The organism is Streptomyces sp. NPDC030799 (assembly GCF_055572255.1).
This window is the reverse complement of the sequence record NZ_JBVIDS010000007.1, coordinates 150578-171267: the sequence shown is the minus strand read 5'-3', so window position 1 is coordinate 171267 and position 20690 is coordinate 150578. Positions and strand designations below refer to the sequence as shown.

13 protein-coding genes are annotated in these 20690 nt (G+C 72.8%); 10 read left to right on the top strand and 3 right to left on the bottom strand.

What is annotated here, in order from left to right; all coding sequences use genetic code 11:
• Positions 1–181 precede the first annotated feature (181 nt).
• The 5 genes from ACZ41I_RS19275 (at position 182) to ACZ41I_RS19255 (ending at position 10939) form a co-directional block, all read left to right on the top strand.
• Complete coding sequence (locus ACZ41I_RS19275; RefSeq protein WP_468514650.1) at positions 182–2236, top strand: serine/threonine-protein kinase; 2055 nt, start codon at positions 182–184, stop codon at positions 2234–2236.
• A gap of 172 nt (positions 2237–2408) precedes the next feature.
• Positions 2409–5279: a protein kinase gene (locus tag ACZ41I_RS19270; protein ID WP_468514649.1), complete on the top strand. Its 2871-nt coding sequence runs from the start codon at positions 2409–2411 to the stop codon at positions 5277–5279.
• Positions 5280–5428: 149 nt separating this feature from the next.
• The gene (locus ACZ41I_RS19265; RefSeq protein ID WP_468514648.1) at positions 5429–7204 is read left to right on the top strand and encodes a serine/threonine-protein kinase; all 1776 of its coding nucleotides are present in this window, start codon (positions 5429–5431) and stop codon (positions 7202–7204) included.
• Between the two features lie 194 nt (positions 7205–7398).
• Positions 7399–9204, top strand: coding sequence for a serine/threonine-protein kinase (locus ACZ41I_RS19260; RefSeq protein WP_468514647.1), 1806 nt, complete (start codon positions 7399–7401; stop codon positions 9202–9204).
• Positions 9205–9283: 79 nt separating this feature from the next.
• The gene (locus ACZ41I_RS19255) at positions 9284–10939 is read left to right on the top strand and encodes a serine/threonine-protein kinase (RefSeq protein ID WP_468324801.1); all 1656 of its coding nucleotides are present in this window, start codon (positions 9284–9286) and stop codon (positions 10937–10939) included.
• On the opposite strand, the gene ACZ41I_RS19250 is transcribed toward ACZ41I_RS19255, so the two are convergent.
• Complete coding sequence (locus ACZ41I_RS19250; protein WP_468514646.1) at positions 10926–11846, bottom strand: AraC family transcriptional regulator; 921 nt, start codon at positions 11844–11846, stop codon at positions 10926–10928. The two genes, ACZ41I_RS19255 and ACZ41I_RS19250, sit on opposite strands and share 14 nt — an antisense overlap.
• A 72-nt stretch (positions 11847–11918) precedes the next feature.
• Here ACZ41I_RS19250 and ACZ41I_RS19245 point away from each other — a divergent pair, with 72 nt between their 5' ends.
• The 4 genes from ACZ41I_RS19245 to ACZ41I_RS19230 all read left to right on the top strand — a co-directional run bounded on the left by ACZ41I_RS19245 (position 11919) and on the right by ACZ41I_RS19230 (position 17442).
• The gene (locus tag ACZ41I_RS19245) at positions 11919–12821 is read left to right on the top strand and encodes an MBL fold metallo-hydrolase (RefSeq protein WP_468514645.1); all 903 of its coding nucleotides are present in this window, start codon (positions 11919–11921) and stop codon (positions 12819–12821) included.
• Between the two features lie 46 nt (positions 12822–12867).
• Positions 12868–13815 (top strand): serine/threonine-protein kinase, encoded by a 948-nt coding sequence (locus tag ACZ41I_RS19240; protein WP_468514644.1) that lies wholly within the window; start codon positions 12868–12870, stop codon positions 13813–13815.
• Between the two features lie 136 nt (positions 13816–13951).
• Positions 13952–15565 (top strand): succinic semialdehyde dehydrogenase, encoded by a 1614-nt coding sequence (locus tag ACZ41I_RS19235; protein WP_399763691.1) that lies wholly within the window; start codon positions 13952–13954, stop codon positions 15563–15565.
• A gap of 98 nt (positions 15566–15663) precedes the next feature.
• Entirely contained in the window at positions 15664–17442 is a 1779-nt protein-coding gene (locus tag ACZ41I_RS19230; protein WP_399763694.1) for a GMC family oxidoreductase N-terminal domain-containing protein, read from the top strand.
• 624 nt (positions 17443–18066) lie between these two features.
• Here ACZ41I_RS19230 and ACZ41I_RS19225 read toward each other — a convergent pair.
• Positions 18067–18369 carry a chorismate mutase gene (locus ACZ41I_RS19225; RefSeq protein WP_363214744.1) on the bottom strand — a complete coding sequence of 101 codons (303 nt, stop codon included), beginning with the start codon at positions 18367–18369 and terminating at the stop codon, positions 18067–18069.
• Between the two features lie 240 nt (positions 18370–18609).
• On the opposite strand from ACZ41I_RS19225, the gene guaA reads away from it, so the two are divergent.
• Positions 18610–20190: a glutamine-hydrolyzing GMP synthase gene (guaA, locus tag ACZ41I_RS19220; RefSeq protein ID WP_399763698.1), complete on the top strand. Its 1581-nt coding sequence runs from the start codon at positions 18610–18612 to the stop codon at positions 20188–20190.
• Positions 20191–20193: 3 nt separating this feature from the next.
• Here guaA and ACZ41I_RS19215 read toward each other — a convergent pair whose 3' ends face one another.
• Positions 20194–20658 (bottom strand): pyridoxamine 5'-phosphate oxidase family protein, encoded by a 465-nt coding sequence (locus tag ACZ41I_RS19215; protein WP_468514643.1) that lies wholly within the window; start codon positions 20656–20658, stop codon positions 20194–20196.
• Positions 20659–20690: the final 32 nt, after the last annotated feature.

The following is a 20690-nucleotide window of genomic DNA, read 5'->3' as shown; positions in this document are numbered from 1 at the left end:
CGAACGCCGGGCCGCTGTGGCCGACGGCAGCCGAACGGCCGTCACCCCCGCGAGCAGAACGCGCACTTCGCCCGGCTTCCGGCGTGTTGGCCCGCCTGGGCGAAGGGGCCCCTGGGCGTGGAGCACTTGTCGAGTGAGAGACAATGGAGGCTCTGTCAGGGCGGGTTGTATGAGGGGACGCATGTCGGAGGCGGAGCGGGCGGGTGCATCTCGTCAGGAGACTCGTCAGGACAAGAGCGAGCGTCGTCTCCTCGCCGGGCGGTACCGGCTGGGAGACGTGCTGGGCCGGGGCGGTATGGGCACGGTCTGGCGCGCCGAGGACGAGACCCTGGGCCGGACGGTCGCCGTCAAGGAACTGCGGTTCCCGTCGAACATCGACGAGGAGGAGAAGCGGCGCCTGATCACGCGCACCCTGCGCGAGGCCAAGGCGATCGCCCGGATCCGCAACAACAGCGCGGTGACGGTCTACGACGTGGTCGACGAGGACGACCGGCCGTGGATCGTCATGGAGTTGGTGGAGGGCAAGTCCCTGGCCGAGGTCATCCGCGAGGACGGCCTGCTGGAGCCCAAGCGCGCCGCCGAGGTGGGCCTCGCCATCCTCGACGTGCTGCGTTCCGCGCACCGCGAGGGCATCCTGCACCGGGACGTCAAGCCGTCCAACGTACTCATCGCCGAGGACGGCCGGGTCGTCCTCACCGACTTCGGCATCGCGCAGGTCGAGGGCGACCCGTCCATCACCTCCACCGGCATGCTCGTCGGTGCCCCCTCCTACATCTCCCCGGAGCGCGCCCGCGGTCACAAGCCGGGCCCGGCGGCCGACCTCTGGTCGCTCGGCGGGCTGCTGTACGCGGCGGTCGAGGGCGTTCCCCCGTACGACAAGGGTTCGGCGATCGCCACGCTGACCGCGGTGATGACCGAGCCCCTGGAGGAGCCCAAGAACGCGGGCCCGCTCAGGGACGTCCTCTACGGCCTGCTCGCCAAGGACCCGGCCAAGCGGCTCGACGACGCCGGCGCCCGGGCGATGCTCAACAAGGTGATCCACGCGCCCGAGCCGGAACCCCTGGACGCCACCCGGGTGGTTCCGCTGCCGGCCCAGCCCGGCCCGTCCGAGGACGAGCGGGGCGGGGGCAAGCGGGGCGAGGAGGCCGCGGAGAAGCTGCGCGGCGCGCTGCGGTCGGTCCGCAAGGCGGCCGGGGCGGCGGCCGGTGCCGCGGCGTCGGCACGGACGAAGAACGGCGACTCGGCCGCTGCGGGCGCCGGTGCAACGGCGGGCCAGGGCGGTGCCACGGCCGGCGGGGCGCGTCCGGCGTCCGCCGGCGGAGCGTGGCCCGGGCCCGGTGCCGGATCCAGTGGCCGGCAGGGCGGCCCGTCCTCGGCTGCCGCCGGTGTACCGAACTCCAGCGCGAACAAGCCGAGTTCGGGCTGGCCCGTGATGCCGCCGCCGGATCTGGACCTGCCGCCGCGGCCGGTGCCGAGGGCACCGCTGACCGACGTCGTGCCCAAGCGCACGCTGGTGATCATCGCCGTAGTGGTCGTCCTCGCGGTGCTCGGCACCGTCCTGGCCTTCGCCCTGAACGACGACGACAAGGGCGGCAAGAGCAGCGGCGCCGGGGCGGCGGCGAGCGCCGGTGCCTCCACCAAGCAGGACAAGAGCGACAAGAACACGGACCGCGGGGCAGGGACGGGCGGGGCGGGCCCGTCGTCGGCCGGCACCGGTGCGTCCGGCCGCGCGGTCGACGCGAGCGCGTCCGCCGACGCCTCCGGCGCGTCCGGCGCGTCCGGTGCGAAGGGCGGCGGGAGCGCGCCGGCGGTGTCGACCCGCAAGAGCGGCCAGGGCTACTCGATCGGCCTGCCCAAGGGATGGTCGTACACGTCCACCGACCGCGCGGGTGACCGCTACACCGGTCCGGACGGCCAGAAACTGCTCATCGGATGGACAAGTGAGCCCAAGTCCGACCCGGTGGCGGACTGGAAGAACCAGGAAGGTGCCATGGTGCGGTCCCAGTACCACAGGATCCGCATCGAAAAGGCGGACTACCACGACTGGAACACGGCCGACTGGGAGTTCACCTATGTCGAGGACGGCACCGAGTACCGCAGCATCGACCGAGGGTTCGTGGTCAACGGCCGTCTCGGCTACGGGCTGATGTACACGGCGAAGGCCGCGAACTGGGACGGCGCGCTGCGCAAGGACACCTGGAAGACACTGACGGCGTCCTTCGAACCCAAGTCGTAGCCAGGCCGTGGACATCGGGCGCCGGTTTGCGGCGTGAGAATCCGTCATCCACTCCGTGCGGGTTGCCTCCGGCACGTATCGTGAATGGTTGCGGACCGTACGCACCCGGGTGTGTGCCAAACGGGTCGTGAGGCGAACGGATATGACCAGCCGGGCGGCCGGGGGAGGCGCAGTGGAGGACTACGCGGGTCGGGTGCTCGCCGACCGCTACCGCCTGCCTTTGCCGCCCTCCGACGCGTACGAACTCACCGAGACCCGCGCCTTCGACACCTACAGCGGCCAGGAAGTGCTCGTCCGGCAGGTGCCGTTGCCGGAGGTCGTCGAGGCCGAGGTGCTCGACGCGGAGGGACTGCCCGAAGGCTTCACCGCGAGGGAGCGGGGGGCCGGGGCCCGGCGGACGGCGGACGCCCGTACCGCCACCCGGCGGCCCGCCGACCCGGCCGTACGGCGCGCCGTCGAGGCCGTGCAGGCGGCGGCCCGCATCCCCGACCATCCGCGCCTCGACCAGGTCTTCGACGTGTTCGCCGAGGGCGGCTCGCTGTGGATCGTCAGCGAGTTGGTGGCCGCGCGCCCGCTGGCCGCGCTGCTCGCCGAGCAGCCGCTGTCGCCGTACCGGGCGGCCGAGGTCGCCTCCGACGTGCTCATGGCGCTGCGGGTGCTGCACGGACATGGCTGGGTGCACCGCAACATCACCGCTCGCACGGTGCTGGTCTGCGACGACGGCCGCGTGATGCTGACCGGCCTCGCCGTCGGTGCCGCGGAGGAGGCGTTGTGCGGGTACGACCCGGTGCCGGCCCAGGACGGCACGCCGGAGGGAGCCCCGGGCGCGGCGGGAGCCGGCTCCGGTGCGGGGTTCGAGGCGCCTCCGCTCGCCGGGCAGCAGGGCGCCGGCTCCGGTTTTGGCGGCGCACCCGGTGGCGGGGCTGCCGGAGCGGGACCGATTCCTTCCGCGGACGTCGATCCCGAGGCCGCACGCCGGGCCGCCATCCAGGCACGCGCGGCCGGAGGGCTGCCGGGGCCGGGGGCGAACGGGGTGCGCGGCGGTACGGGGGTGCCTGGCGGTACCAGGGGCCCCGGGGGCACCGGGGCGCCAGGCGTTCCTGGGATGCGCGGCGGTGCCGCGGTCCCCGGTGGTACGGGGGGCTCTGGCGGACTTGAGATGGCCGGCGGTACTGGGACGCCGAGCGGCACCGGGGACCCCGGGGTGCCCGGCCCTGCGGGGCAGCGGTCGCTGGAAAGCGGCGCGGACATCCGTGCCGCCCGCGCCGGTGCCATCGCCGCATACCGCGCGGGCGCGCGTGCCGCGGCCCGGGTGCAGGAGGCCCGGCAGAGCGGGCACGCCGCCCTGCCCGGGGCCCGGCCGCCCGCCGAGGGCGGCACCGGTGCCACCCGGACCGACGGCACGGAGCTGTCGCCGTACCCCGGCCGCATCGCCGACCCCTACGGGGCACAGGGCGAACCCTGGCCCGGCGCCGCACCCCGCCCCGGTGCAGCCGACGGTTCCCGGGATCCGGGCGGTGGTTCGCAGCGGCCCGGTAGCGCCGGTGGCCCCCCGGGCCCGGGCGGCGGCTCGCAGTCGGCCGGGGCCGCCTCGGCGGGGCAGCGGTCCGGGTATCCGGCCGTACCCGGACAGGTATCCGATCCGGAGTACTGGACCGGCGCCACCCCCGGCCGTCAGGTCGGGGACCCGCCGTCCCCGGGTACCGGCCCGGGGCACCAGCTGCTTCCCCAGCAGGCCCAGCCCCGCCCCCGTTGGGACGACACCGGGACGGCCGTGACCGGTGCCCGGCGCGGAGCCGGTACCGCGTTGGCGGCCGAGCGGGCGCGGCAGGTGCGGATGACCGTCGTGGGGCCGGTGACCGAGCGGTGGGCGCCGGAGCAGGCCGGTCCCGTGCACGAGAACTGGCAGCTGGCGGCGCCGATCGGGCCGGCGACCGATCTGTGGGCGCTGGGCGCGTTGTTGTTCCGGGCCGTACAGGGACACGCGCCGTACCCGGAGGAGTCGACGGCCGAGCTGGTGCAGCTGGTGTGCGCCGAGCCGCCCGCCTTCGCCGAGGAGTGCGGTCCGCTGCGGCCGGTCGTGGAGTCGCTGCTGCGCCAGGACCCCACCGAGCGGCTGGACTTCGAGGAGCTGAACGGCTGGCTGCGCTCCCTGGTGCGCTCCGCACCCGAGCCGGACGCCGGCACCCATGTCGTACCCGTGCCGTCCGCCGATCCGAGCCGGCTGCCGATCGTGCGGCGCCGCGGCGAGCTGGTGCGCATGCGACGACGCCGCGCCGGACTGCCCGAGGGCCATCCGCACGGCCGGCACAAGCGAGCCGGCGCCCGGGGGCAGGAGCGTTCCCCGCGCAGCCTCGGCCGGACGCTGCTCCTGCTCATCCTGCTCCTGCTGGCCGGCGCGATCGCCTACGCCGTGCTGTTCATGCCCGGACAGGGGAAGAACGGGGCCGCGGGCAGCGACCGCACCGGGACCGCGGGGGAGGCGAGTCCCGTGCCGTCGCACACCGGGCAGCAGCCCCCCTCCGGGCAGAGCACGCCGAAGAACACCGCGCCCGCCACCGAGACCCAGACCGGCGGCGACACGTCCGTCGCCGACGGCTTCACCCTGCGCAAGGACCCCGACGGCTTCCAGGTGGCCGTCGCCAAGGGCTGGGACCGCACCCCGAAGAACGGCAGCGGCCAGGTGGTGTACGCACACGGGAACTTCGAGCTGATCGTCGTCCCCGGACGGGACAGCGCCGCCACGTACGGCAGTGACCCGATGCGCTACCAGCGGGACAAGGAGAGCGAGCTCCAGCCGTACCGCGACTCCAGCTGGGCCACGGCGACCGGGCTGCGCACCATCGAGGTCGGCGGACGGACCATGGCCGAGGGGCAGTTCACCTGGACCGACGGGCAGGGGCGCGACCTGTTCGTGCGCAACATGGCGATCCTGCTGAACGGCCGCTATCACCTCGTCCAGGTCCGTGGTCCGGAGGCCGAGCGGGACGAGGTGACACGGCTGTACGAGCAGGCTGTGGCGACGTACCGCTACACGCGTTGAGCACGCCGTATACCGGTTGACCGATCCGGGCCGTTCGCCCCCGCGACAACCGTCACAGTGCTGTCACCTTGGCACCCCGCTGGTTCCCAGTCGGCAGGCCGGTCCTTAACCTGACCCTGTCAAGAGCATTGCGGGGCAACGTGAATCAGATGCAGGGCCTGCTCATAGCGGGCCGCTACCGGCTCGCCGATTCCATCGGCAGCGGCGGCATGGGCCGGGTGTGGCGTGCCCACGACGAGGTACTGAACCGGACGGTCGCCGTCAAGGAGTTGACCGCCGCGCTCTACGTCTCCGACAGCGACCGGGCCGTTCTGCTCGCCCGCACCCGGGCCGAGGCCCGCGCCGCCGCGCGCATCAACCACTCCGCGGTCGTCACCGTGCACGACGTCCTCGAACACGACGGCCGCCCATGGATCGTCATGGAGCTGGTCGAGGGCAACTCGCTGGCCGACGCGGTCAAGGAACAGGGGCGCGTCGAGCCGCGGGAGGCCGCGCGGATCGGCCTGTGGGTGCTGCGGGCGCTGCGCGCCGCGCACTCCGCCGGGGTACTGCACCGGGACGTCAAGCCCGGCAACGTCCTCCTCGGCCGCGAGGGCAGGGTCCTGCTCACCGACTTCGGCATCGCCCAGATCGAGGGCGACTCCACCATCACCCGCACCGGAGAGGTCGTCGGCTCCGTCGACTACCTCGCGCCCGAACGGGTGCGCGGCCACGACCCGGGCCCGGCCTCGGACCTGTGGGCGCTCGGCGCCACGCTGTACACGGCGGTCGAGGGCCGGTCCCCGTTCCGCCGAACCTCACCGCTGAGCACCATGCAGGCGGTCGTCGAGGAGGACGCCGACGAGACGCGCCACGCCGGTGCGCTCGGCCCCGTCATAGCCGCCCTGCTGCGCAAGGAGCCGGACCGGCGGCCGAGCGCGGAGGAGACGGAGCAGATGCTCGCCGAGGCGGCCGAGGGCCGCCGCCCGCACGCGGCCCAGGCGTTCGTCCCGACGCAGGGCTCGGGTGTGCACACCGGGGGGACGGGCAGCCGGGCCGCATCGGGTTACGGCCCCACCGGCCCCACCTCCGGTTACGGCCCCACCTCCGGTTATGGCCCCACGGGGCCCACCTCCGGTTACGGCCCCACCGCCCCGGTGCCCGGATACGAGTCCGCGGGGACCGCCTCCGCCTACGGCCCCGGAACGCCCGGGGCCCCGGGCCGCTCCATGACCGGTCCGACGGCCGTGGCGCCCACGTCGCAGGGCCCGGCACCGGTACGGCCCAGGCGCCGGCTGCGCACCCTCGCCCTCGTGGTCGCCGTCGCGGCCGTGCTCGGCGGCGGCGCGGCGGTCGCGTTCCAGGAGTGGGGCGCCATGGAGAGCGACACCAGGATCAGCGGCGGTGCGGACCCGGCCACGACGGCACCCTCTGCGAGTGCCGACGCCACGCCTGGCTCCGACGGCGCGGCCCCCACCAACTGGGAGCGGCGCAACGATCCGGTGGGCTTCAGCATCTCCCTGCCCAAGGGGTGGAAGCGGACCGTCTCCATCGACCAGGACGGCCTCCGGCAGGTCGACTACTCGCCCGACAAGGGCAAGCACCTCGTGCGGGTCGCCGTCGACACCGCGCCGGACTTCCGCACCGCGTACGAGCACATGACCAACCTGAACCAGCGGGTCTCCCGACGGCTGCAGCGCTACAAGCAGCTGAGCCTCAAGGAGGAGCTCTTCCGCGACCAGCCGGGCGTCCGCTGGGAGTACACGTGGGACGCGCTGGCCAAGGACCCGCCGCACTACTTCCCGGGGCCCTACCACGCGATCGACGTCGCGTACATGGAGAGCAACGGCACCGAGTACGCCATCTACGCGGCCTCGCCGGCCGACGACTGGGCCACCACCAGAAAGCAGTTCGACTGGATCCTGCGGGGCTTCCAGGAGGGCTGACCCGAGCGGAACAGAGGGTTCCGCTGTCGCTGTGGCCGCTCTCATCGCCCCGGAGCGAGTGCGGGGGAGCGGCCGGGCCGCGAGGAAGTCCTGCCTCCGCTGCTGCATGATTCAAGCCACGCCCCTGGCCGGACGGCATACTTGGCCGATCGCCGTCCCGGAAGGCGTCCGTCCGATGCGGCATGATGGGGCGCATGGGGACCGAGGGGGACGTCTTCCGTGTGATCGCGGACCGTTACCGCCTGGAGGCACGCATCGGGCGTGGCGGCATGGGCGTCGTATGGCGGGCCGTCGACCAGGTGCTGGGACGGCGTGTCGCGGTCAAGGAACTCCTCCCGGACGACTCCCTGGCCGAGGACGACGCGCGGCGCCGCCGGGACCGTACCTTCCGCGAGGCGCGGGCGGTCGCCCAGTTGCGGCATCCGCACATCATCGTCGTGCACGACGTGGTGGAGCAGGACGAACGCCCTTACCTGGTCATGGAGTTGGTCGACGGCGGTTCGCTCGCCGACCGGATCTCGCGGCAGGGCCCGGTCGACGCCGCCGAGGCCGCACGGATCGGTATCGCCCTGCTCAGCGCGGTGCACACCGCGCACGAGGCGGGGGTGCTGCACCGGGACATCAAGCCCGCGAACGTCCTGATCGAGTCCGGCACCGGACGGGTCGTGCTGACGGACTTCGGGATCGCGCAGGTGGAGGGCGCCACCACGCTCACCGAGACCGGCTCCTTCGTCGGCTCGCCCGAATACACCGCGCCGGAGCGGATGTCGGGGCTGCGCACCGGGCCGGAGTCCGACCTGTGGTCGGTGGGCGCGCTGCTGTGCACGGTGCTCAGCGGCGAGTCGCCGTTCCGGCGCGACTCGCTCGGCGGCATCCTGCACGCCGTGGTCGCCGCCGAGATCCGGCCCCCCGCCGAGGCCGAGCCGCTGCTGCCGGTCGTACGGGGACTGCTGGAACGCGACCCCGACCGGCGGCTCGGCGCCGCCGCGGCCGAGCAGATGCTGCGGACGTTCCTGGAGACCGGCCGGACACCGGAGGCCCCGGGACCGCCCGGCACCCCGGCCGCCGGGCGCGGCCACCGGATCGGCGGGAGCCGGCCCCCGCGGCCCGGCGCGACGGGAAGCCGTACGCCGAGGGCCGACGCCACGGGGAGCGGCGCGCCGAGATCAGGGGCCACGGGCGGCGGCCGTACGCCGCAGGCCGCCGGCCTCCACCCGCCCACCGAGCCTGCCGTTGCCCAGCAGGGACCGCAGCCGCCCACCGCGTCCGGGCCGGCGGCCGAACCCCCGCCCCGCACGTCCACGCGCGGGGTGCTGGTCGCGGCCCTGCTCGTCGCCGCGCTGGCCGGGGCCGGCGTGTCGGCGGCGGCGCTGCTGCTGCACCGGGACGGCGACAGGGGCGGCAACCCCGGCGGTACGGTGACGTCCCCGGCGACCGGGTCCGGTACGCGCCCGACGTCGCCGCCGGCCTCGTCCCCGGCACCCGGCACCGCCGTGCCGGCCCCCACCGCGACACGCCCGACGCCGACCGGCCCCGCCTCGACCGACTCGCGCACCGCGCCCTCCGGATACCGCACCGCCCGGGACCCGGCCGGCTTCTCCCTCGCCGTACCGCAGGACTTCACCCGCAGTCCGCAGGGCGAGCGCGTCTTCTACCTCTCGCCCGGCCAGACCTTCCGCCTCGGTGTCAAGACGACCGGTCGGCAACCGGGCGGCCCCCGGGGCGCGATGGAACGGTCGGCCGCCAAGGGCCCCGCCACCAACCCCGGTTACCGCGACGGCCGGATCACCCCCACCACGCACAACGGACACCCCGCCGCGCTGTGGGAGTTCACCTGGGACGGCTTCAGCGCGGCGGAGGGTCCGCGCCACACCTACGACCTGTGCTGGGAGGAGGCCGGGCGGATGTACGACGTGTGGGTGTCGGCGCCGGTCGGCAAGGTGCGGGAGGCGCGGGAGTACTTCGACGTGGCGGTCGACACCTTCCGGGCGGGCTCCTGACCGGCCGCTCGGTCACGGGTGTGTGACCGGTTCGCGTTCCCTGTGGCTGCGGGCGCCGGTGGCGCGATATGGATGATTCATGAGCAGTGACGGGGGAGTCGGTCACGGCACCGACGACACGACGAGTTTTGTTCTGCAACCGCCGCAGCCGCCGCAACCGCAGTCACACATGCAGCCGCACACGCCGCCGCACCCCGTCCCGCCCCCGCGGCAGGAAGCCGGGGCCGGGCGGCTGATCGCCGGTCGGTACCGGCTGCTCGGCAAGCTGGGCCACGGCGGGATGGGGACGGTGTGGCGGGCCGAGGACGAGACGGTGGACCGGGAGGTCGCCGTCAAGGAGCCCCGCCTCCCGGACGACCTTCCCGAACGGGAACGCGCCAACGCCTTCGAGCGCATGCGCCGCGAGGCCCGCGCTGCGGCCCGCCTCGACCACCCGGCGGTGGTGAACGTCCACGACGTCGCGGTCGTCGACGGCCGGCCCTGGATCGTGATGGAGCTGGTGCGCGGCCGCAGCCTCGGCGACGTGCTGCAGGAGGGGACGCTGGGTGCGCGCGAGGCGGCCCGGATCGGTCTTCAGGTGCTCGGCGCGCTGGAGGCGGCGCACGCGGCGGGCGTCCTGCACCGGGACGTCAAGCCCGACAACGTCCTGCTCGGCCGGCACGACCGGGTGGTGCTCACGGACTTCGGCATCGCGCAGATCGAGGGCGACACACGGCTCACCGACACCGGCGGATTCGTCGGCTCGCCCGAGTACATCGCGCCGGAGCGGGTGCTGGGACAGCGGCCCGGCCCGGCGAGCGACCTGTGGTCCCTGGGCGTGCTGCTCTACACGGCCACCGAGGGCGTCTCGCCGTTCCGCCGCAGCAACACCCCGGCCACCCTGCAGTCGGTCCTCAACTCCACCCCGGCCGCGCCCGCGTCCGCCTCCGGCCCGCTGGCCGAGGTCATCGACGGGCTGCTGCGCAAGGACCCCGCGCACCGGCCGCCGGCCGACCGGGTCCGGACGCTGCTGGAGCAGGCGGTACGGCCCCCGGCCCCGCCTGCCCCGCAGGCGCCCCCCGCACCTCTGGCGCCGACGCAGCCCGGCCGGGCCGTGCCGCCCGCCGGCCGTTCCCGGCGCCTTCGCCGTACGGCGTGGCTGGGCGCGGGCGCGGTGCTGGTCGCGGCGGCGGTGGCGGCGTACCTGGTCCTCGCCGACCCCTTCGCGGGCCCGCTGCCCGACGGCTGGGCGAAGAAGCCGGAGGCGAAGCTCGGCGCCACCGTCGCGGTGCCCGCCGGGTACCAGCCGATCCGGCCCGCCAAGGACGCCACCGACAGGAACTGGGTGACGTACGAGGACGCGAGCGGCAGTGTGTGGGTCGAGCTGCATCTGGCGCGGAGGGCGGACGACTCCCTGCACGAGATCAAGAACAGCGCGCGGTCCCAGATGTACGCCGACGACGAGAAGTTCCGGACCGAGGGCGACTACACCCTGAACATGCCCAAGGGCGCGCGCACCCAGCCGGACGACACGGCCACCTATCACGGCGGACAGGCCGCGAAGAACACCGTCGGCTACAAGACCGACGACAGCGACGGTCCGCGCCCGCGCGAGATCCAGATCTTCTACTACCGCACGGGCGCCGGAGACATGTACACGCTCACCGTCGGCTACCCCGGCCAGGGCGACTTCACGGCGCGCGGCCGGGAGGTGGCCAGGGCGGCGATCGCCAACCTGGACATCACGAAGTCCTGATCCCCGAGGCCTCGCGGTACCGGCCCGGTGTGATCCCGAACGCCCGGCTGAAGGCGTGCGAGAGGGCGTACGGGCTGCCGTACCCGGTCTCCCGTGCCACCGTCGCGAGCGGCGCGTCGGTGGCGCGCAGCCGGGTCGCCGCGAGGGTCAGCCGCCACCAGGTCAGATAGGCCATCGGCGGGCGGCCGACCAGGGTGGTGAAGCGGCGGGCGAGGGTGGCGCGGGAGACACCGGCCTCGGCGGCGAGGCGGTCGGTCGTCCAGGGGGCCGCCGGATCGGAGTGCAGGGCGCGCAGCGCGGCCGTCGTCACCGGGTCGCCCAGCACCGCTGGCCACGCGCCCGTCTCCGCCCGGGCCATCCAGGCGCGGATCATGTAGATCAGCAGGAGGTCCAGCAGGCTCGGCAGGGCGAGGCAGCCGCCCGGCCGGCGTTCGTCCAGCTCACGGGCGAGCAGGTCGACGGCCGTGCGCAGTTCGGGGTGGTCGCCGACCCGGTGGGGCAGATGCACCACCTGCGGCAGCTCCGCCAGCAGCGGATGCGTACGGCTGCGGTCGAGCCGGTACTTGCCGCACAGCAGCTCGACGTCGGGCCCCGGCCCGGGGCGTCGTACGTCCGTGTCCCGCACCGTCTCGAACGGCACTGCCCGCCGCGCTTGGGCCTCCGTCGCCGTACGGTCCGCCAGTACATGGCCGGCGCCGTGCGGCAGCAGCACCACGTCCCCCGGGCCCAGGTCCACCGGATCGCCGCCCCCGTCCGGAAACAGCCGGCACGCGCCGCTCAGCACGACATGGAAGCCGGCCCCCTCGTACGGGGACAGACGCACGCACCAGGAGCCGCTCACCCGCAGCCGGTTCGACGAGGGCTCGCCCACCCGGACCGTGGAGATCGCATCACTCACCACATCCATGAGACGACAGCGTATCCGAGCGCGCCGAACAAGCATTGGAATGCTCACACCGTGGCTCCTAGGGTGATCACCATGGCTGATGACCAAGTTCAGAGTTTCCTGATCGGCGATGTCGAGGTGCTCCGCATCATCGAGTGGCGGGGGCCGCACCTGCCCGGCGGCACCCTCGTACCGGACTGCCCTCCCGAGGTGTGGAGCGCGCACGAGGAGGACCTGGTCCCCGATCACCGGGAGGCCGGCGGTGACCGGGCCGTGGTGGCGGTCCAGACGTGGGTGGTGCGCGGCGGCGGCCGCACCGTGGTGGTCGACACCGGCGTCGGCAACGGCCGGGAACGGCCCGGCAATCCGCTCTTCCACCGGCGGCAGGGACGGTTCCTGGACCGCCTGGAGGAGGCCGGCGTCCGCCCGCAGGACGTCGATGTCGTCGTCAACACCCACCTGCACAGCGACCACGTCGGCTGGAACACCCGCGACGCCGACGGCGAGTGGATTCCCACCTTCCCGCACGCCCGTTACCTCCTCCCGGCCGCCGACGACGCCCACTTCGGCCCGGCGGGCGGGTACGCGGGCGGGGCGCGCCCGCTCGACCGGCTCGTCTACGAGGACAGCGTGGCGCCCGTGCACCGGGCCGGGCAGGCCGTGCTGTGGGAGGACGAGTACCGGATCGACGCACATCTCGTCCTTGAGGCCGCTCCCGGTCACACCCCGGGCTCCTCCGTCCTGCGCGTCGAGTCCCGGGGTGAGCGGGCCGTGTTCGTCGGGGATCTGCTGCACAGCCCGGTGCAGATCCTGCACCCCGAGTGCAGCAGCTGCTTCTGCCTCGACCCGCGAAGGGCGGCCGAGACCCGGCTGCGGGTCCTGGAACGCGCGGCGGCCGAACGGGAGTTGGTCGTCCCCGCCCACTTCGGCGGTGCCGGCGCGGTGGAGGTGAGGAAGGCGGGGGCCGGTTTCACCCTGCACCGGTGGGCCGTCTGAGCGCACCGCTTCGACAAGGGGGTGGTGCTCACGGTACTCATGTGACATGAGTGGAGACGGCGAACACCCGCCCGACGCACGTCTGATCGGTGGCCGCTACCGGCTGGCCGGACGCCTCGGATCCGGGCCCACCGGAACCGTCTGGCGGGCCCGGGACGAACAGGGGCAGGGGCGCCGGGTCGCCGTCAAGGAGCCGCTGCTGCCCGGCGATCCGGCCGATGACGAGGAAAGCAGCCGTATCGCCCGCCGGCTCTACCGGGAGGCCCGCGCCGCCGCCCGGGTGCGCCATCCCTCCGCCGTCACCGTGTACGACGTCGTCATCGAGGGCCATGTCCCCTGGATCGTCATGGAGTTGGTGGAGGGCGAGTCCCTGCAGGAGGCCCTGCGCCGAGGGTCCCTCCCGCCCGCCGAGACCGCCCGGATCGGGCTCGCCGTCCTCGGTGCACTGCGCGCCGCGCACGCCGTCGGCATCGTGCACCGGGACGTCAAACCGGCCAACGTCCTGCTGGAGTCCGGCACCGGGCGGGTCGTCGTCACCGACTTCGGCACCGGCGACGGCCACCCGGCGGACGCGCCCGCCGGTTTCGTGGCCCCCGAGCGCGCCGCGGGCCCCGGCGCCGGCCCGGCCTCCGACCTGTGGTCGCTGGGCGCCCTGCTCCGCGCCGCCCTGGGGGACGCGGACCCCGGCCCGCTGGGCCCGCTGCTGGACCGGCTGCATGCCGACGAGCCCGCGGCGCGCCCGGGTTCCGAGGAGGTCATGACGGCACTGCGCGACTACCTCGGACCCACACCGGAACCCGACACTCCACGGGAACCCGACACCGCACCGGAACCGTCGCCCTCGCCGGACCCCTCGCCGGCTCCGCCGTCGGCACCCTCACCGGAAGCCTCATCGGCGCCCGAGCCGGCGCCCCCGCCGCCCCCCGGCCCCCGCCGCCGCACCCCGCGCACCGCGCTGGGACTGCTCCTGGCGAAAAAAGCCGGACTCCAGTGATCGTTCTGCTCGTCGCCCCCTCAACGCCCTGATCAGCACATTCCCTGCCAGTGATCACTGGCAGTATGTGAGCACTCGGTGAATCCCCGTTACCGACGGGTACACAAAGACCCCGCTCCGGCATACCCTGCGCGTCATGACGGACACGCAGGCCCCGGACAGCACCGGCACCAACCCCCTCGCGCCCGCACCCGAAGGCGTCCGCACCGCCGCCGACGTGGTCACGCCGGAGCTGGTGGCCCAGCTCACCAAGGGCGTCGTCGGTTCCGGCCGTACCGCCAACCACACCCCGTTCACCGGTGAGAAGCTGGCCGACCTGCCCGAGTCCACCCCCGAGGACGTACAGAAGGCCTTCGAGGCGGCGCGTACCGCACAGGCCGTGTGGGAGAAGACCCCGGTACGGCAACGGGCCGCCGTCCTGCTCCGCTTCCACGACCTGGTGCTGCAGCGGCAGGCCGAGGTGCTCGACCTCATCCAGCTGGAGACCGGCAAGGCCCGCCTGCACGCGCACGAGGAGGTGCAGGCCGTCGCGGTCGCGGCCCGCCACTACGGCCGCAAGGCCCCCGCCTACCTGCGGCCCAAGCGGCACACCGGCGCCGTGCCCACGCTCACGAAGGTCACCGAACTCCGCCATCCGCGCGGTGTCGTGGGCCAGATCGCCCCGTGGAACTACCCGCTGGAACTGTCGGTCGGCGACGCGCTGCCGGCCTTCGTCGCGGGCAACGCGGTCGTGATGAAGCCGGACACCGAGACCTGCCTCACCGCCCTGTGGGCCCGCGACCTGCTCATCGAGGCGGGTCTGCCCGAGGGCGTCTTCCAGGTCGTCCTCGGCGAGGGTCCGGTCGTCGGCCCGGAGGTCGTCAGGCACGCCGACTACGTCTCCTTCACCGGTTCCACCCGCACCGGCCGCGAGGTCGCCCAGGGCGCCGCAGCCCGTCTGGTCGGCGTCTCCCTCGAACTCGGCGGCAAGAACGCCATGCTGGTCCTGGACGACGCCGACATCGAGAAGGCCGCCGCCGGCGCCGTACGCGCCTGCTTCTCCTCCGCCGGACAGCTCTGCATCTCCATCGAGCGGCTGTACGTCCACGAGTCGGTCGCCGACACCTTCCTGGAGCGTTTCGCCGCCCGCACCAGGGCCATGCGGCTCGGCAACTCCCTCGCCTACGGCGCCGACATGGGCTCGCTGGTCGGCGAGCGCCAGCTGAAGACCGTCGAACGGCATGTGGAAGAAGCCGTCGCCAAGGGGGCGAAGGTGATCGCGGGCGGGGTCGCCCGCCCGGACATCGGCCCGTACTTCTTCGAGCCGACCATCCTCGACGGCGTCGAGAGTTCCATGTCCGTGTGCGAGGAGGAGACCTTCGGCCCGGTCGTCTCGATCTACCGCTTCAAGACCGACGACGAGGTGATCGAGCGGGCCAACGCCACGCCGTACGGCCTGAACTCCTCCGTCTGGACGAAGAGCGCCGCGCGCGGCCGGGCCGTCGCCGCCCGCCTGCGCACCGGCACGGTCAACGTCAACGAGGGCTACGCACCCGCCTACGGCAGCGTCCAGTCCCCGATGGGCGGCATGAAGGACTCCGGCCTCGGCCGCCGCCACGGATCCGAGGGCATCCTCAAGTACACGGAGGCCCAGACGGTGGCCCAGCAGCGACTGCTTCCCATGGCGCCGTCGCTGGGCATGACGGACGAGGGCTACGCCCGCTTCATGAGCACGAGTCTCCGCCTGATGAAGGCATTCCGGTTCAGGTGATTCCCCAGGGGCGCGGGGCTGCATTTGATGTGCGGCTCCGCCGCAGGGGCGCAACCAACCACAAACGGCCCGCACGCGAAACTCAACGAGGAGACCCCGTGCCCCAGGACGCTTACGACTACGACGTCCTCGTCATCGGCTCCGGCTTCGGCGGATCGGTGTCCGCCCTGCGCCTGACAGAAAAGGGTTACAAGGTCGGCGTGCTGGAGGCGGGACGCCGCTTCACCCGCGACACCCTCCCCAAGAACTCGTGGGACCTGAAGAACTACCTCTGGGCCCCCAGGCTCGGCATGTTCGGCATCCAGCGCATCCACCTGCTGGGCAACGTCATGGTGCTGGCCGGCGCGGGCGTGGGCGGCGGCTCTCTCAACTACGCCAACACCCTCTACGTACCGCCGAAGGCCTTCTTCGACGACCCCCAGTGGCGGGACATCACCGACTGGCAGGAGGAGCTGAAGCCGTACTACGACCAGGCCCAGCGCATGCTCGGCGTACGGCTCAACCCGACGATGACCCCCTCCGACGTGCATCTGAAGGCGGCGGCCCAGCGGATGGGCGTCGGCGACACCTTCCACCTCGCCCCGGTCGGCGTGTTCTTCGGCGACGGCAAGGACGCCGACGGCAAGGCGAAGGCCCTACCCGGCGGGCAGGTGAACGACCCGTACTTCGGCGGCGCAGGACCCGCCCGCAACGCCTGTACCGAGTGCGGCGAGTGCATGACCGGCTGCCGGCACGGCGCGAAGAACACCCTGAACGAGAACTACCTGTACCTCGCCGAGAAGGCGGGCGCGGTGGTCCACCCCCTGACGACGGTCGTGTCCGTCACGGACGACTCACGCGGCGGGTATGCGGTGGCGACCCTGCCGACGGACCGGAAGAAGAAGGGCGAGGGCCGGCTCTTCACCGCCCGCAGGGTCGTCCTCGCGGCCGGCACGTACGGCACGCAGACCCTGCTGCACCGGATGAAGGCCGGCGGCCAGCTGCCGTACCTGTCCCAGCGGCTGGGCGACCTGACCCGGACCAACTCCGAGGCGCTGGTGGGCGCACAGACCGACAACCGCCGCTACCGCAGGGCGACCGGCGAGCCGAAGGCCGACTTCACGCGGGGCGTCGCGATCACGTCCTCGGTCCACCCGGACGAGAACACGCACATCGAGCCGGTCCGCTACGGCAAGGGCTCCAACTCCATGGGCGGCCTGTCGATCCTCCAGGTGCCGTACGCCGAGGGCTCCTCCCGGGCGCTGGCCTGGCTGACGAACGCGGCCAGGCACCCGCTGCTGGTCCTGCGCTCCCTCTCCAACCGGCGCTGGTCCGAGCGGACCATCATCGGCCTGGTGATGCAGTCGCTGGACAACTCCCTGACGACGTACCTGAAACCGGACGGAATCGGCAAGGGCCTGCTCACCGCCCGCCAGGGGCACGGCGCTCCCAACCCCAAGCAGATCAAGGCCGCCACGGAGGCCGCCTCCGCGCTCGCCGCAGAGATCAACGGCTTCGCGGGCAGCAACGTCGGCGAGCTGATGGGCACCCCGCTCACCGCGCACTTCCTCGGCGGCTGCCCCATCGGCGACTCCCCGGAGACGGGTGTGATCGACCCGTACCACCGCCTCTACGGCCACCCCGGCATCTCGGTCGTGGACGGCGCCGCGGTCTCGGCGAACCTCGGTGTGAACCCGTCGCTGACGATCACCGCGCAGGCCGAGCGGGCGATGTCCTTCTGGCCGAACAAGGGCGAGGAGGACCCGCGGCCGGCGCCAGGAGCGGCGTACGAGCGGCTGAAGCCGGTGGAACCGCAGGCCCCGGTGGTCCCGGCGGAGGCCTTCGGCGCGCTGCGCCTGCCGTTCCTGGGGATGCCGGCCGTACCGCCGAAGCACTAGCCGGGCGGGACACGCCAAGAGGGACCTGCATCCCCCTCCGAAGGCAGGTCCCTCTCAGTGTTCTTCTGTTTTTTCGATTCGGCAGGTTTGATCGGCGAAAGAAGAGAAGGGTTGCTTCGGGCACACCGAATATTCATGTGGTGTGGGTCACAGACATGCCGAAAGGCCCCGCGGGACGGAGAGGCCGCGGGGCCTTTCTTCGGTCAGCACCGACGTCAGGGCAGCGCCGGTGCCTGAAGGGCGGCGCCGGGGGGTTGCGCCGCTGGTACTTGGGTGGGTGTGCAGTTCTTCCGCCGGCCGGCCCCGGGCGTCCCCGGAGCCGGCCGTTCTCTGGGGTGACCGGGCTGCTGTCCCCTGCCGTCCGGTCACTTCCCTGGAGCGAGGTCCCACGGCGCACGGCACGACCCGTACGCCTCACCGCTCCAGCGAGCCACGCGTGGTTCTGTCGGGCCCGCCCCTGGCTGGCACGGACACCCCGCTCAACGAAGCGGTGCGGGGGCCGGTCACGCGCCGTACGGGTGAGAGGGCTCGAACTCGGATACGGCCCCGGCACAGAACTCGGACACGGCCCCGGCACAGAACTCGGACACGGCCCCGGCACAGAACTCGGACACGGCACAGGACTCAGATACGGCCCCGGCACAGTTCGAGCAGGGTCATGGCGAGGTTGGTGCCGGGCTTGCCGAGGGCCTCGCGGTAGCGGCCGAGGATCTCCATCTCGCGGGAGAGGTGCACCCGGCGTCCACCGGAGGCGATGCGGGTCTGCTGGACGACGGCGGAGACGGCCATCCGTTCCTGGATGAGACCGATGATCCGGTCGTCGAGCGCGTCGATGCGCTCACGGGCGTCCGTGATGGTCTCTTCCGGGGTGACGGTACTGGTCATGTCGGGGCTCCTCGATCGGAAGGGGAGTCCCCGGGACGACACGACCCGGAAAACGACAGGCGCCCCGGGCCTTGTCGGCCCGGGGCGCCTGGGAAGTCGCTTGGCGTTGCGCTCAAGCAGCACGACCATGGCAGCCGGCGGGCCGGGTGCCATAGGTAAAGACGAAGGTCGTGTGCTGAAGCATGAGGTCAGTATGCCATGGCGAAGTCCAGGGGAAGCCTTCCCGCCCACACCGTTAGACTCGTTAGCACAGACCCCCGCCCGACCACCAGAAGGCACCCCGTGTCATCAGCGACTTCCACTGCCGCCAACCCCGACACCGTCCTGGTCGTCGACTTCGGCGCGCAGTACGCCCAGCTCATCGCCCGTCGCGTCCGCGAGGCGCGGGTCTACAGCGAGATCGTGCCGAGCACCATGCCGGTGAAGGAGATGCTCGCCAAGAACCCCGCGGCGATCATCCTCTCCGGCGGCCCCTCCTCGGTGTACGAGGCGGGTGCTCCCACGCTCGACCGCGAGATCTTCGAGGCCGGCGTCCCCGTCTTCGGCATGTGCTACGGCTTCCAGCTGATGGCGCAGAGCCTTGGCGGCACCGTCGACAACACCGGCGCCCGCGAGTACGGCCGTACCGACCTGCACGTCTCGAAGAACTCCTCCACCCTGTTCGAGGGCACCCCGGACGAGCAGCACGTGTGGATGTCGCACGGCGACGCCTGCTCCGCCGCCCCCGAGGGCTTCTCGGTCACCGCGTCCACGGACGTCGTCCCGGTCGCCGCGTTCGAGAACGACGAGAAGAAGCTCTACGGCGTCCAGTACCACCCCGAGGTCATGCACTCCACGCACGGCCAGCAGGTGCTGGAGCACTTCCTGTACCGGGGTGCGGGTCTGAAGCCGGACTGGACGACCGGCAACGTGATCGAGGAGCAGGTCGCCGCGATCCGTGAGCAGGTCGGCGACAAGCGCGCGATCTGCGGTCTGTCCGGCGGCGTGGACTCCGCCGTCGCCGCCGCCCTCGTCGCCCGTGCCATCGGCGACCAGCTGACCTGCGTGTACGTCGACCACGGCCTGATGCGCAAGGGTGAGACCGAGCAGGTCGAGAAGGACTTCGTGGCCGCGACCGGCGTCAAGCTGGTCGTCGTGGACGCCGAGGAGCGCTTCCTGACCGCGCTCAAGGGTGTCTCGGACCCCGAGGAGAAGCGCAAGATCATCGGCCGTGAGTTCATCCGCGTCTTCGAGCAGGCGCAGGCGGACATCATCGCCGACGAGGGCCCGGCCGTGGAGTTCCTGGTCCAGGGCACCCTGTACCCGGACGTGGTCGAGTCCGGCGGCGGCACCGGCACCGCGAACATCAAGTCGCACCACAACGTCGGCGGCCTGCCCGAGGACCTCGAGTTCAAGCTGATCGAGCCGCTGCGCAAGCTGTTCAAGGACGAGGTCCGCATGGTCGGCCAGGAGCTGGGCCTGCCGGAGGAGATCGTCCAGCGCCAGCCGTTCCCCGGTCCCGGGCTCGGCATCCGTATCGTCGGCGAGGTCACCAAGGAGCGCCTGGACCTGCTCCGCGACGCGGATGCCATCGCCCGCGAGGAGCTGACCGCGGCCGGCCTCGACCGGGACATCTGGCAGTGCCCGGTGGTCCTCCTCGCGGACGTCCGTTCCGTCGGCGTCCAGGGCGACGGCCGCACCTACGGCCACCCGATCGTGCTGCGCCCGGTGTCCTCCGAGGACGCCATGACGGCCGACTGGTCCCGGCTGCCGTACGACGTCCTGGCCCGTATCTCGACCCGGATCACCAACGAGGTCCGGGACGTCAACCGGGTCGTCCTCGACGTCACCTCGAAGCCGCCGGGCACCATCGAGTGGGAGTAGGCCCTACGCGCGCCTGAGCGTGCGCAGGGACGCACCGGGCGTCCAGACCTGGACGACCAGATACCGGTCGTCCTCGACGTAGGTTCGCACGACCTCCGTCAGCTCGGTGCGGAAGAGGTGGAACGGCTCCGGCGGTTCCACCTCTTTCGCGTACCCGGACTTCCGCTCGCCCTCCACCTTGTACGCCCGCCCCGCGATCCGTACGTCCCCGCCGCCCATCCCCGTGCCGTCGCCCGGGTTCGCCTGGAGCGCGAAACGCGGGTCGCGTCGCAGGTCGAGGGCTTTCCGCGAGCCCGCCATCATGCCGAGCCACAGCTCACCGCCGCGGAAGTCGGCCTCCAGTCCGGACGTGCGCGGCGAGCCGTCCCTGCGGAGGGTGGCGAGGACGTGATGGCGGAAGGCACCGAACCGCTCCTCGGTGATCGCTGCCAGTTCGGGTTCTGCGGTGCTGAAGGATGCCCAGTTCATGCGCGCCAGTCTCACCGGCAAACCGGACAACC

What these genes read in the sequence shown, in the direction of transcription:
- ACZ41I_RS19245 (WP_468514645.1), top strand. Translation starts at nt 11,919, where the DNA reads ATGGCTGATGACCAAGTTCAGAGTTTCCTGATCGGCGATGTCGAGGTG.
- ACZ41I_RS19265 (WP_468514648.1), top strand. Translation starts at nt 5,429, where the DNA reads ATGCAGGGCCTGCTCATAGCGGGCCGCTACCGGCTCGCCGATTCCATC.
- ACZ41I_RS19255 (WP_468324801.1), top strand. Translation starts at nt 9,284, where the DNA reads ATGAGCAGTGACGGGGGAGTCGGTCACGGCACCGACGACACGACGAGT.
- ACZ41I_RS19240 (WP_468514644.1), top strand. Translation starts at nt 12,868, where the DNA reads ATGAGTGGAGACGGCGAACACCCGCCCGACGCACGTCTGATCGGTGGC.
- ACZ41I_RS19235 (WP_399763691.1), top strand. Translation starts at nt 13,952, where the DNA reads ATGACGGACACGCAGGCCCCGGACAGCACCGGCACCAACCCCCTCGCG.
- ACZ41I_RS19215 (WP_468514643.1), bottom strand. Translation starts at nt 20,658, where the DNA reads ATGAACTGGGCATCCTTCAGCACCGCAGAACCCGAACTGGCAGCGATC.
- ACZ41I_RS19275 (WP_468514650.1), top strand. Translation starts at nt 182, where the DNA reads ATGTCGGAGGCGGAGCGGGCGGGTGCATCTCGTCAGGAGACTCGTCAG.
- ACZ41I_RS19260 (WP_468514647.1), top strand. Translation starts at nt 7,399, where the DNA reads ATGGGGACCGAGGGGGACGTCTTCCGTGTGATCGCGGACCGTTACCGC.
- ACZ41I_RS19250 (WP_468514646.1), bottom strand. Translation starts at nt 11,846, where the DNA reads ATGGATGTGGTGAGTGATGCGATCTCCACGGTCCGGGTGGGCGAGCCC.